Genomic DNA, 12,232 nt, shown 5'->3' with positions numbered 1-12,232 from the left:
GCAAACGGCCCCGTCGCGGGTGCCGACGGGGCCGGGTGCGGGTGCCGGACGCCTACAGGTAGCGGGCGTATGCGGCGACGGTGAGGAAGGTCGGGAACTCCGGCTCGAGCGCCGAAGCCCGGAAGACCTCGAGCGCGTCGTCGAAGCGGTCGCCCGGCGTGCGCGGCAGCGCCGCCAGCTCCTCCGTGACCAGCCCGGCGACCCACTCCGCGTCTATCCGGCGGCCGTCGGCGAGCGCGGAGTTCTCGTGGATCCACTGCCAGACCTGCGACCGGGAGATCTCCGCGGTGGCGGCGTCCTCCATCAGGTTGTCGATGGCCGCCGCGCCTACCCCTCGCAGCCAGGATTCGATGTAGCGGAGGGCGATGCTCACGTTGTCGCGCACCCCGGCCTCGGTGATCTGGCCGCCGGCTGACGCCACGTCCAGCAGGTCGACCGCGGTGACGTGCACGTCCTCGCGGGTCCGCTCCAGCTGGTGGGATCGGTCGCCGAGCACGGCGTCGAACTCGGCCCTGGCCGTGGGGATGAGGTCCGGATGCGCCACCCAGGTGCCGTCGAAGCCGTCCCGGGCCTCGCGCCGCTTGTCGGCAGCGACCTGCTCGAGCGCCAGCTGGGTCACGGCCGGGTCCCGCCGATTGGGGATGAACGCGCTCATACCGCCGATCGCATAGGCGCCGCGCCGGTGACAGGTGGCCACGAGCAGCTCGGTGTACGAGCGCATGAAGGGCACCGTCATGGTGATCTCCCGACGGTCGGGCAGCACGAACCGGCGGCCCCGGGCCCGGAACGTCTTGATGATGCTGAAGATGTAGTCCCAGCGGCCGGCGTTCAGGCCAGCGCAGTGGTCGCGCAGTTCGTAGAGGATCTCCTCCATCTCGAACGCCGCCTGGATGGTCTCGATCAGCACCGTGGCCCGGATGCTGCCGTGGCCGAGGTCCAGGTGGTCCTCGGTGTGGCTGAAAATGTCGTTCCACAGCCGCGCCTCGAGGTGGCTCTCCAGCTTGGGCAGGTAGAAGTACGGCCCGCTGCCCTGTTCGATCAGACGGTGCGCGTTGTGGAACGCGTACAGGCCGAAGTCCACCAGGCTGCCGGAGGCCGGCATCCGTCGGTTGGCCCGGTCGACGAAGGTGAGGTTCTTCTCCACCAGGTGCCAGCCGCGTGGCCGCATGACGATGGTCGGTGTCGTGCCCGGCCGGGCGCCATCCACCCGGTCGGACGGCGCGCCGGTCACCCGGTACGCCTTGCCGTCGGGGCCGTCGTAGGTGAGGGTGCCGCGGATGGCGTCGACCAGCGTGAGCTGCCCCTCGATGACGTTCGCCCAGGTGGGGCTGGTCGCATCCTCTTGGTCGGCCAGCCACACGTTGGCACCCGAGTTGAGTGCGTTGATGGCCATCTTGCGATCGGTCGGGCCGGTGATCTCCACCCGCCGGTTCGCCAGGCCGGGCCCGGGGCCGGCGACCCGCCAGGTTGGGTCGTTCCGGATGTGCGCCGTCTCCGGCAGGAATCTCGGGTCCCGGCCGTTCGCGGCATCCACCCGGGTCTGCAGCCGGGCGGCCAGCAGGTCGTGCCGGGTGCCGGCGAACCTGTCGTGCAGTTCGGCGAGGAACTCCAGGGCGGCCGGCGTGAGGATCTCGTCGTAGCGGTCGCCCAGCTCCCCGGTGATCTCGAGGTGCGGGCGGATGGTGGCGAAACTCCCGGTGCTGGTCTCCCCGAACGCCCGCGCGGGGCGGGGTGCGCTCGGTGTGCGAGTCCCGGTGGTCGACCCAGGCGCGGTGGGCGCGGTGGTCGAGCCTGTCGCGGTGGTCGAGCCAGGCACGGTGGTCGAGCCAGGCACGGTGGTCGAGCCTGTCGCGGTGGTCGAGCCTGTCGCGGTGGTCGAGCCTGTCGAGACCCGGTGAGCAGTGCCGGGAGCGGTGGACAACGGTGGTGTGGTCATGATCGGTTTCTCCTTCGAAACGATGCGAATGTCGGGGCGGGGCCGGCTAGAACTGCTCGGCCTCGGTGGATCCGGCCAGCGCGAGGGTGGCGCTGGTGGGGTTGAGCGCGGTGGCGATCCGGTCGAAGTAGCCGGTGCCCACCTCCCGCTGGTGGCGGGTGGCGGTATATCCGTCGGCTTCGGAGGCGAATTCGGCCTCCTGCAGGTCGACGTAGGCGCTCATCTGACGCTCGGAGTAGTCCTTGGCCAGGGTGAACATGGAGTGGTTGAGGGCGTGGAAGCCGGCCAGGGTGATGAACTGGAAGGCGTAACCGCAGGCCGCGAGTTCGCGCTGGAACGCGGCGATCTGGTCGTCGTCGAGGTGGGATTTCCAATTGAACGACGGCGAGCAGTTGTAGGCGAGCTTCTTGCCGGGGAACTGCGCGTGGATCTCCCGGGCGAAGCGCTGGGCGAGTTCGAGGTCGGGCTCGCTGCTTTCCACCCAGAGCAGGTCGGCGTACGGCGCGTAGGCCAGGCCGCGCATGATCACCACGTCGGCGCCGTTGGCGGTGTCGTAGAACCCCTCGGCGGTGCGGGAACCGGTGAGGAACGCCTGGTCGCGCTCGTCGATGTCGCTCGTGATGAGGGTGGCGGCGAGCGAGTCGGTGCGGGCGATGATGATGGTGGGCACCCCCGCGACATCCGCCGCCAGCCGGGCCGCGTTGAGGGTGCGGATGTGCTGGCCGGTGGGCACCAGCACCTTGCCGCCCATGTGGCCGCACTTCTTCTCGCTGGCCAGCTGGTCTTCCCAGTGCACGCCCGCGGCGCCGGCCTCGATCATCGAGGCCATCAGCTCGTAGGCGTTCAGCGGGCCGCCGAAGCCGGCCTCTGCATCGGCGACGATCGGCGCCATCCAGTCGATACCGGTGCCGTTGTTCGTGGCGTCGGCACCGGATGCGACGGCTTCCGCACCCTCGATCTGGCCGGCCCGCAGTAGCGCGTTGTTGATCCGCCGCACCACAGCCGGAACCGAGTTCGCCGGGTAGAGCGACTGGTCGGGGTAGGTCTGGCCGGACAGGTTGGCGTCGGCGGCGACCTGCCAGCCGGACAGGTAGATGGCCTTGAGCCCGGCCCGCACCTGCTGCACGGCCTGGTTGCCGGTGAGGGCGCCGAGCGCGGCCACCCACTCGGGGTTCTCCGGGGTGCCGTTCTCGTGGATGAGGTCCCAGAGCTTCTCGGCGCCGCGGCGGGCCAAGGTGCGCTCTTCCCGCACGGCGCCGCGCAGGGCGATCACGTCTTCGGCGGTGTAGTCCCGGCGCACGCCCTCCCAGCGGGGGTCGGCGGCCCACTCCAGGGCGAGCTCGGCGGCCGTCTGGGTCTGGTCGCCGGGGCGGGATGCGGGGCGGCCGGATGCGGGGCCGGTTGCGGTGGGGTTCGTCATGGTGTTCTCCTCGGTCTGCGACATTGCGGATTTACGGATTGCGGATTCACGGATTGCGGATCGGTGGCTCCCCGGGAAAGTCCTTCCCAGTTGCTGCCTGCACCCACTCTGAGTCCCGATCGGAGGCTCATCGGCTGCCCACACGAAAGAAGAAACTGAGTTCTTCCGGTTGTGTGAACAATCACCGCGTGTGAGCATGAGCACATGGTCACCGTCGATCGCCCCGCCCGCCCAACCACCCCCTCAGCCGACCTGCCCGCGGGGCCGGCCGGCACCGCAGACGCCGAGGCGGGGATCGACGCGCTCACCCTGGGCCGCCGGGTTCGCGACCGCCGGCACAGGCTCGGCCTCACCCTGGACACCCTGGCCGCGGCCGTCGACCGGGCGCCGTCGCAGATCTCCATGATCGAGAACGGCAAGCGCGAACCCCGGCTGTCGATGCTGCGGCTGATCGCCGCCGCGCTCGACACCACGGTTGACGAGCTGTTGCGCGCCGACGCGCCCAGCCCGCGGGCGGCCCTGGAGATCGCCGTGGAGCGTGCCCAGCGCGGGCCGGTGTTCACGGCGTTGGGCCTGCCCCGGTTCCGGGTCGGCCCCGGCCAGCCCGACGACACCCTGCAGACCATCCTCACCCTGCACAACGAGATCGAGCGGCTGCACCGCGAGCGCGCCGCGACGCCCGAGGAAGCCAGGCGGGCCAACGCCCAGCTCCGCGCCGAGATGCGGGCGCGCGACAACTACTTCCCCGAACTCGAGGCCCAGGCGCTCGAGCTGCTCACCGCGGTGGGGCATTCCGGCGGCCCGGTGTCGCACCAGGTGGTGGCCGACATGGCCGCCCACCTCGGCTTCAGCCTGCACTACGTGGGCGACCTGCCGCACTCCACCCGGTCGGTCACCGATAAGCGCAACGGCCGAATTTATCTGCCCACCGAGCAGGCCGCCTCCCGCGACAGCCGCTCGCCGATCCTGCAAGCCTTCGCCAGCCACCTCTGCGGCCACTCCGAGCCCGGAAATTACGCCGATTTTCTGCGACAGCGGGTGGAGACCAATTACCTCACCGCAGCCATCCTGCTGCCCGAGACCGACACCCTGCGGATGCTCAGCGACGCCAAGGCCGCCCGCCGCATCTCACTCGAGGACCTGCGGGATGCCTTCTCGGTCTCCTATGAGACGGCGGCGCACCGCTTCACCAACCTGGCCACCGCACGCCTGGGCATCCCGGTGCATTTCATGAAGGTGCACGAGTCCGGCACCATCATCAAGGCCTACGAGAACGACGACGTGCAATTCCCCAGCGATGCCCTGGGCGCGGTCGAGGGCAGCACGGTCTGCCGCAGCTGGACCGCGCGCACGGTCTTCGATGTGCCCGACCGGTTCAGCCCCTGGTACCAGTACACGGATACGCCGGCCGGCACCTTCTGGTGCACCTCCCGCATCGAGAAGGCCAAGGAGGGCGACTACTCCGTGAGCGTGGGGGTGCCGTTCACCCACGTCAACTGGTTCCGCGGCCGGGAGACTGCGAACCGGGCCGTGTCCCGCTGTCCGGACGAGTCCTGCTGCCGGCGGGCGCCCGACGAGTTGTCCGGCCGCTGGGAAGGCCAGTCCTGGCCCGTGGCCCGCACCCCCACGAGCCTGCTCGCGGCACTGCCCACGGGCACCTTCCCCGGCGTGGACCCTACCGAGGTCTACCAGTTCCTCGAGGCGCACGCCCCCGACTAACGCACCCCACCCCACCGGACCTCGCCCCACCGGACCTCGCCCCGCCGCCTGCCCTCGCCTGGCAACCATGACTGGCCCGTTTTCGCTAGTGCGCAGCCCCCTGCACTAGCAGATTCGGGCAAGTCACCACGGCGTCTGACGAGGGTGGCCCACTTTTGCTCGTCGCGAGGGGTCGCACACTAGCGAAAATGGGCAAGTCTCGGCCTCGGGGCGGATGCGGGGAGGGCGGGCCAGGTCAGGCGGTCGCGCGGGCCAGGTCAGACGGTGGCGCGGGCCAGGTCGGGCGGCCGGGAGGGCGTGCCGGGTGAAGCGGTCGCGCGCGCCGGGTCAGACGGTGGCGCGGGCCGGGTCGGGCAGGCGGTGCAGGGCGTCGACGAGCGGGCCGAGTTCCGGCTCCTCCTCGGCGTCGGCCAGCGCATCAGCTAGGGCCTCGTCATAGACCGGGCGGGCGCGGGCGAGCAGCGCCTTTCCGGCTTCGGTGAGTTCGGTGTAGATGCCGCGGCGGTCGTCGGCGCAGAGGATGCGGGTGAGCAGCGCCCGGTCCTCCAGCCGGTTCACCAGCCGGGTCGTGGCGCTGCTGGAGAGTGCAGCGGCGCGGGCGAGCTGCTGCATCCGCATGTGCCAGCCGTGCTGGCGGCTGAGGGCGTCGAGCACCGTGAACTCGACCACCGAGAGGTCGAACCCGCCCTGCAGGGCGCGCTCGAGCACGGTCTCGATGCGGCCGTGCAGAGCCGCCAGCGTGCGCCAGCCCTGGGCGCGAATCTCGACGGCGTCGTCTTCGATGCTCATCCGTACAGCTCCCCTGCCCTGGTCACTCGTGAAAGGTGCAAGTACAACGCGCTTGCAACTACCAGTCTAGGCAGGGCGGCGGCCCGATGCCGCGCAGTGTCAGGACTCCCGGGTGATCTCCACCTTCACGAAGAGCTGTGACCCGCCGGTGCCGGCGTACACCCCGCGCAGCGGCGCGATGTCGTTGTAGTCGCGGCCTCGCCCGACGCCCACGTGCCGGTCGCCGATGTCGATGAGGTTGGTGGGGTCGTAACCGCGCCAGTCGCCGCAGAACCACTCCACCCAGGCGTGCGATTCCCCTGTCACGGTCTCGCCGATCTCGGCCAACGGCTTGGGGTGCAGGTAGCCGGAGACGTACCGGGCGGGGATGCCCACCGCGCGCAGCGCCCCGAGCGCCACATGGGTGATGTCCTGGCAGACGCCGCGTTTGTCGGCCCAGGCCTCCCTGGCGTTGGTCTTCACTCCGGTGACACCCTGCACGTACGCCATGTTCTCGCCCACGAAGCGGCAGATCGCCAGGGCGGCGTCGCACGGGTCCAGGCGCCCGGCGATCTCCTGGGCGCTCGCGACCACATCCTCCGGCGGCTCGGTCAGCGGCGTCTGCCAGGAGTGCTCGACCGATGAGGTCGACCGGGCCACCGCGGTGGCCAGTTCGTCCCAGCTCACCGGATGCGCCGGGTGCTCCCGCGGCGACACCTCCACGAGGCTGTTGGCAGTGAGGGTGAGTTCGGCGTGCGGGGTGAGCACCTCGAACGACGACACCCGGGTGCCCCAATAGTCCAGGTAGTTGTGGTTGCTCGACACCGGGCTGATATCGAGGTTGGAGTAGAGCACGAACTGGTCCGGAGACGTGACCGGCAGCATCCGGGCCTCGTTGTAGGAGGTGGCCACCTCACCGTTATAGCGGTAGCCGGTGGTGTGGCGAATGCGCAGGCGCTTCATGAGGCCTCTCCTGTCCAGGTCGGCACCGCACTGGTCGGGAAGTAGCGTTGCCCGATCGATTCGCTGGCGGTGCTGGTGGCGTCCAGGACCATGTCCATGTGTTTCGGCAGGTCGTTCAGGATTTCCATGATCGGCCGGTACTCCAGCTGGCTGCGGATCTGGCCGAGGATGCGCTGCGACGAGTCGGACACACCCACCCGGTCGGTGCGTGGCTCGAGCTCCTGCATGCACTGCTCGGCCCGGGAGATCGAGAAGACGATCGACCGGGGGAACAGCCTGTCCAGCAGCAGGAATTCGGCCGCGTTCCGGGCCGACGGCACACCGCGGTAGGTGCGCAGGTACGACTCGTAGGCCCCGCAGGAGCGCAGGATCGTGGTCCACGACGGCCCGCTGTTCTCGGTCAGCGAGCGGGTCGCGAGCAGCCGGGCGGTCATATCGGCCTGTTCGAGGCTGCGGCCGAGGGTGAAGAAGTGCCAGGCGTCGTCCCGGCTGGCGCTGGACTCGACGATGCCCACGGCCAGCGCGGCTCGCTCGCGCACCCAGCCGAAGAAGTCGTGCGTCTTGGCGCTGGCGATGTTCTTGGGCATCTTCGTGTAGGTGGTGTTCAGGCACTCCCACAGCTCGGTCGAGACGATCTCCCTGGCCCGCCGGGCATTCTCCCGGGCGGCGCCGAGCGAGTACGCGATCGAGGCCGGATGCGTGCGGTCGGCCGCGAGGGTCGCCAGCACGTCCTTGCGGGTGAGGTCCCGGTCCGGCGGCACGGGGCTGCCCATCAGGTGCAGCAGCGACCGGCAGGCGAGGTTCTCCTCGATCCACGGGTCCTCCAGCAGCAACTGCAGGTGCACATCCAGGATGCGCGCGGTGCCGTCACTGCGTTCGATGTAGCGGCCGATCCAGAACAGGCTCTCGGCGATGCGGCTCAGCATTCGAGGGTCCCTTCTACCGTGGTGGATGCCGTGGGCGTGGTGCGTTGCTGTTGTTGCTGTTGTTCCTGGTCCTGGTCGCCGCCCGGCGGGGTGTCCTGCGGATTGTGGTCGACGCTCCGGGTGGGGATGATCGAGATCGACTGGGTGTTCGCGGCCTGGTCGGCCACGAGTCCCTGGATGTCGTGCGCCGAGGTGCGGGTATGGAAGTCGGGCTCAAGGCCGATCACCCAGGTGTCCTTGGACCCGCCGCCCTGGCTGGAGTTGACCACGAGCTCGCCCTCGGGCAGCGCCACCCGGGTGAGGCCGCCGGGCAGCACCCAGACATCCGTGCCGTCGTTGACCGCGAACGGGCGGAGGTCCGCGTGCCGCGGCCGCATGCCGTCTTCGACGAGGGTCGGGATTGTGGACAACTGCACCACGGGCTGCGCGATCCAGCCGCGCGGGTCCTTAAGCAACTGCTGCCGCAGGGTCTCCAGCTCGGCCTTCGACGCGGCCGGGCCCACCACGAGGCCCTTCCCGCCGGAGCCGTCCACGGGCTTGACCACAAGCTGGTCGAGCCGGTCGAGCACCTCCTCGAGCGCAAGCGGGTCCTCCAGGCGCCAGGTGTCGACGTTCGGGATGATCGCCTCCTCGCCCAGGTAGTACTTGATCAGATCGGGCAGGTAGGTGTAGACGAGCTTGTCGTCCGCGACGCCGTTGCCCACGGCGTTGGCGATCGTGACGTTGCCCAGGCGTGCCGCCATCAGGATGCCCGGCGAGCCCAGCTGGGAATCGGCGCGGAACTGCAGCGGGTCCAGGAACTCGTCGTCGACCCGGCGGTAGATCACGTCGACCCGGGTCGGACCTGCCGTGGTGCGCATCCACACCCGGCCGCCGGAGCAGAACAGGTCGCGGCCCTCGACGAGCTCGACGCCCATCAGCCGGGCCAGCAGGGTGTGCTCGAAGTAGGCCGAGTTGAAAACGCCCGGCGTGAGCACCACGATGTTGGGGTCGTCGACCCCGGCCGGCGCGGACGCGCGTAGGGCCTGCAAGAGCTTGTTGGGGTAGTCGCCGACCGGGCGCACCCGCATCGAGACGAAGAGCTCCGGCAGGGTCTGCGCCATCACCCGCCGGTTCGAGATGACGTAACTGACGCCGCTGGGCACGCGCACATTGTCTTCGAGCACCCGCCAGGCACCCACCTCGTCACGGATGAGGTCGATCCCGGACACCTGGATGCGCACGTTGTTCGCCGACACGATTCCGGCCGCCTGGCGGTGGAAGTGCTTGGAGGAGGTGATCAGTCCGGCCGGGATGACGCCATCCCGCACCGCGGCCTGGGGGCCGTAGATGTCGGCCAGGAACGCCTCGAGCGCCAGCACCCGCTGCTTGATGCCGGCCTCGACGTTCACCCACTCGGGCTGCTCGATCACTCGGGGCACCGCGTCGAGCGGGAACGGCCGCTCCTCCCCGGCGAAGTCGAACGTGACACCCTGCGCCAGGTACGAACTCGCCAGCGCGTCGGTCCGACCGCGCAGCTCCTCCTGGGTCATCCGGGCGAGCGCGCCATAGACATCCTTATAGGCCGCACGTGCCTCGGAGGGCGACAAGGACGACGGATCGGGGAACATCTCGTCCCACGCCGAGGCCTGTCCGCGTTCGCGCGGTGGTGCGGAGGTAGCGCCGTAGCCACTGAATAGGTCAACCATGACTGGATGTTAGTCGAGGGGTGTTGCCGGATTGTTTCCTGGCACCGGCGTGGCGACCCGATCGGGCAGAGCCGCCGCGCGGCCCGGCGGTGCACGTCCAATCGAGCACCGAACCCGTGAGAATGCATACAACCTCACTGCACATTTTCCCTGTGACCAGACAATATTGCCGAAACGCTGCGAGGCTTTCGGTTTGTTGCATACAGTTAGTCCAGTTCGACGCTGACGACACCGTCAGGTTTCATCGACCGCACCGACCAGATGTGAGCACGCATGCGCGCAGTTGCAGGGCCCCGATGGCTGGGATTTCTGATTCCGGCATCGCTGCTGATCAGCGCCGTGCTCCTGGTGGCTCGCCTGGCCGGTCCCGCCGACGCCCTCCTGTCCATCCTGTCCGCTCGCCTGCCGCTCACCACCGCGGCCGCGGCGGCGACACCGGTCCTCTCCGCAATCCTCGGGGTGGGGCTCGGCCTCCTCGCCGCCCAACGGAGCCCGTGGGCCGGTCGGTCCCTGCGTACCCTGGCGTTCGTCGGTAGCGCCCTGTGCGCGGTGTGGGTCGCGATGGCGTGCGCCTTCTGGTTCGCCGTACAGACCGAGGTGATGCCCGTGCTCACGGATGGACCGCTCGCACGGGCGGGTCTGGGGGTGTTGAGCACTCTCGTCCTGCCGGGTACCGCCGTGGTCTTCGGCGCCGCCGTGGCCGTGGCCGTGCACGTGCGCGAGGCCGCCCGACGGGTGGCCCTCGAGCCGTTCGTTCAGACCGCTCGCAGCCACGGCTTGCCGATCTCGCGCCTGGTGGTCCGCACGGCTCTCCGCCGTACCCTCGCCGCAGTTCTCAGCGTTCTGGTCGCCGAGGTGGTGTTGATCTACGGCTGTGCCCTCCTCCTGCAGGCGGTGTTGACCCGGCCCGCGCTCAGTGCGCAGCTGCCAACGCTGCTTCCACCCGAGAGCCTGCCGGTTGTGCTCGGTGCCGCACTGTTCGTCACGGTCGCCATCGTCATCGGCGGAGTGATGATCGCCACCGCCGCACCGGGCGACCCGACCCTCGAACCGCGCCCTCCCGCCCCTCGCCGCCGTTCGGGCGCCATCGGGAGCCTGGCCGTGATCCTGTCCGATACCAGCTCTCCCTCCCCCGGCCCCACCCGGGCGTCGACAACCTTCCGGGCCTCTGACATCCTGGACATCCGCGACCTGCAGATCCGGCCGCACGGTGCCGGGAGCGAGCTCGCAGCCGGTACCGGCATCAGCCTCACCGTGTCCCGGGCGCAGGCGCTCGCGGTGATCGGCGACGAGGGCTCGGGCGCCATACCCCTGTGCCTGGCCATCGCCGGGCTCCTGCCCCCCACCACGGTGATCACGTCGGGGTCGGTTCTCTTCGAGGGCACGGAACTCGTCGGACTGCCCGAACACCACTTCCGGAAACTGCGCGGACGGAAGATCGGCTTCCTCGACCGCCCAGCACCCGACCGCTTCGGCCGCGACTGGCGCATCGCCCGGCACCTGAGCACCGTGCTCCCCCCGGCCGACACCCGCAACACGCGCCGGAACGCTCTCGACCTGCTGCAGCGGGTGGGCGTGGAGACCCCCGAGGCCATCCTGGATGCGCGGCCGCGCGATCTGAGCGCGGTCACCCTGCAGCGGGTGCTGCTGGCCAGCGCGCTGGCGCGCAACCCGCAACTCCTCATCGCACTCGACCCGGCCGCCGGGTTCGATCCGCACGAAGAGGCCGACCTCCTTGACCTGCTTCACGACCTGCACCGGGAACGAGAGCTCACGCTGATCGTCGCCTCGGCCCGTCCGGTGATCGTCGCACGGTGCGACCGCGTCGCCGTGCTGCAGGCCGGAACCGTCATCGAGCATGCCTCGGCCGGTGAGATCCTCACCGCGCCGCAGCATCCGCACACCCGCCGGTTATTCAACGGGACAGCCTCGGGACCGGCCCCGATCGGTCGCTGACCGGCGTCGACCGCACGGCCGCTCAGGCCAAGCGCTGAGGCCGGTCGCTCAGTCCTCGGTCACCGCATTGCGTGCGCCGAGCACATGCGAGCGCATCGCCACTTCGGCCCACAGGGTGTCGCCGGTGCGCAGGGCGGTCAGGATATCCCGGTGCTGGTGGTTGCTGCGGGCGCGGAAGTCCCCGCCGCCCCGCCGGAACGCGGCCGCCATGAGCGGCACCCGCGAAATGGACGAGGTTAGGGCCACGAGTTGGGGGCTGCGGGAGGCCGCCACGACGATGCGGTGGAACTCGGCGTTCAACCGGCTGAGCTCGGCCAGACCGGCGTCGTCGACCGAGGTGAGCACGGGCTCCATGGCGTCGATCAACTCGGCGAGGAGGTCGAGCTCCGCCACCGAGATCCGGGTTGCCGCCAGGGCCGCGGCCCGGCTTTCCAGTGAAGCCCGCACGAAATATGTCTCGCGTACCTGCTCGATGGTCCAGGCCACGACAGTCGCGCCGCGGTTGGGCACGAACGTCACCAGTCCGGCCTCGTCGAGGCGCCGCAACGCCTCCCGCACGGGCGTGCGGCTCACACCGAGTTCCTCGGCGAGTGCTTGTTCGCGGAGCGTCGAGTGCGGGCCCAGCTCGCCCGAGAGGATGCGCGCACGCAACGCCAGATAGACCTTTTCACCGCCGGTGGAGACCACAGTGCCCTCCCTCGACTCCGGGCGCACCCCACCCGTACCACCGAGCTTTACACACTCCCCGCGTCAATGGGGGATCCTCGGGCGAAACCGGTGCCGGGTCGCGCGCACTGGGGGTGCCGGCGCACAAAAAGGGCCCGTCTTCCGACGGGCCCTTTCAGATGCTTCTGGC

At 69.8% G+C, this 12,232-nt stretch carries 9 protein-coding genes; 2 read left to right on the top strand and 7 right to left on the bottom strand.

The window, feature by feature from the left end:
- Nucleotides 1–52: 52 nt before the first annotated feature.
- Both aceB and aceA read right to left on the bottom strand, forming a co-directional pair.
- Complete coding sequence (gene aceB / locus PA27867_RS01605) at nucleotides 53–1,936, bottom strand: malate synthase A (protein WP_084020538.1); 1,884 nt, start codon at nucleotides 1,934–1,936, stop codon at nucleotides 53–55.
- Nucleotides 1,937–1,982: 46 nt separating this feature from the next.
- Nucleotides 1,983–3,356, bottom strand: a complete 1,374-nt coding sequence (aceA, locus tag PA27867_RS01600; RefSeq protein ID WP_066598782.1) for an isocitrate lyase — start codon at nucleotides 3,354–3,356, stop codon at nucleotides 1,983–1,985.
- Between the two features lie 204 nt (nucleotides 3,357–3,560).
- Between aceA and PA27867_RS01595 the strand changes: the two genes are divergently transcribed.
- Nucleotides 3,561–5,075: a helix-turn-helix transcriptional regulator gene (locus tag PA27867_RS01595; RefSeq protein WP_066592291.1), complete on the top strand. Its 1,515-nt coding sequence runs from the start codon at nucleotides 3,561–3,563 to the stop codon at nucleotides 5,073–5,075.
- Between the two features lie 327 nt (nucleotides 5,076–5,402).
- On the opposite strand, the gene PA27867_RS01590 is transcribed toward PA27867_RS01595, so the two are convergent.
- The 4 genes from PA27867_RS01590 to PA27867_RS01575 all read right to left on the bottom strand — a co-directional run bounded on the left by PA27867_RS01590 (nucleotide 5,403) and on the right by PA27867_RS01575 (nucleotide 9,420).
- Entirely contained in the window at nucleotides 5,403–5,864 is a 462-nt protein-coding gene (locus PA27867_RS01590; RefSeq protein WP_066592288.1) for a MarR family winged helix-turn-helix transcriptional regulator, read from the bottom strand.
- 99 nt (nucleotides 5,865–5,963) lie between these two features.
- Nucleotides 5,964–6,806, bottom strand: coding sequence for a transglutaminase family protein (locus PA27867_RS01585; protein ID WP_066592283.1), 843 nt, complete (start codon nucleotides 6,804–6,806; stop codon nucleotides 5,964–5,966).
- A complete protein-coding gene (locus PA27867_RS01580) occupies nucleotides 6,803–7,732 on the bottom strand; it encodes an alpha-E domain-containing protein (protein ID WP_066592278.1) in 930 nt (309 codons plus the stop codon). Before PA27867_RS01580 ends, PA27867_RS01585 begins: the two co-directional genes overlap by 4 nt.
- Nucleotides 7,726–9,420 carry a circularly permuted type 2 ATP-grasp protein gene (locus tag PA27867_RS01575; protein WP_066592275.1) on the bottom strand — a complete coding sequence of 565 codons (1,695 nt, stop codon included), beginning with the start codon at nucleotides 9,418–9,420 and terminating at the stop codon, nucleotides 7,726–7,728. The genes PA27867_RS01580 and PA27867_RS01575 overlap by 7 nt, the downstream gene beginning before the upstream one ends.
- A gap of 273 nt (nucleotides 9,421–9,693) precedes the next feature.
- Between PA27867_RS01575 and PA27867_RS01570 the strand changes: the two genes are divergently transcribed.
- Nucleotides 9,694–11,376: an ABC transporter permease subunit gene (locus PA27867_RS01570; protein ID WP_066592273.1), complete on the top strand. Its 1,683-nt coding sequence runs from the start codon at nucleotides 9,694–9,696 to the stop codon at nucleotides 11,374–11,376.
- Between the two features lie 48 nt (nucleotides 11,377–11,424).
- Here the strand turns inward: PA27867_RS01570 and PA27867_RS01565 are convergent, their stop codons facing one another.
- Nucleotides 11,425–12,063: a GntR family transcriptional regulator gene (locus PA27867_RS01565; RefSeq protein WP_066592271.1), complete on the bottom strand. Its 639-nt coding sequence runs from the start codon at nucleotides 12,061–12,063 to the stop codon at nucleotides 11,425–11,427.
- Between the last annotated feature and the right edge of the window lie 169 nt (nucleotides 12,064–12,232).

Source organism: Cryobacterium arcticum, from assembly GCF_001679725.1.
Lineage (GTDB): Bacteria > Actinomycetota > Actinomycetes > Actinomycetales > Microbacteriaceae > Cryobacterium > Cryobacterium arcticum_A.
Note: the sequence above shows the minus strand (reverse complement) of the source record. Positions and strands in the feature narration are given on the sequence as shown.

Excerpts from the sequence above, each read along its gene's own strand:
- aceB (WP_084020538.1), bottom strand. The coding sequence starts at position 1,936 with ATGACCACACCACCGTTGTCCACCGCTCCCGGCACTGCTCACCGGGTC.
- aceA (WP_066598782.1), bottom strand. The coding sequence starts at position 3,356 with ATGACGAACCCCACCGCAACCGGCCCCGCATCCGGCCGCCCCGCATCC.
- PA27867_RS01595 (WP_066592291.1), top strand. The coding sequence starts at position 3,561 with ATGGTCACCGTCGATCGCCCCGCCCGCCCAACCACCCCCTCAGCCGAC.
- PA27867_RS01590 (WP_066592288.1), bottom strand. The coding sequence starts at position 5,864 with ATGAGCATCGAAGACGACGCCGTCGAGATTCGCGCCCAGGGCTGGCGC.
- PA27867_RS01585 (WP_066592283.1), bottom strand. The coding sequence starts at position 6,806 with ATGAAGCGCCTGCGCATTCGCCACACCACCGGCTACCGCTATAACGGT.
- PA27867_RS01580 (WP_066592278.1), bottom strand. The coding sequence starts at position 7,732 with ATGCTGAGCCGCATCGCCGAGAGCCTGTTCTGGATCGGCCGCTACATC.
- PA27867_RS01575 (WP_066592275.1), bottom strand. The coding sequence starts at position 9,420 with ATGGTTGACCTATTCAGTGGCTACGGCGCTACCTCCGCACCACCGCGC.
- PA27867_RS01570 (WP_066592273.1), top strand. The coding sequence starts at position 9,694 with ATGCGCGCAGTTGCAGGGCCCCGATGGCTGGGATTTCTGATTCCGGCA.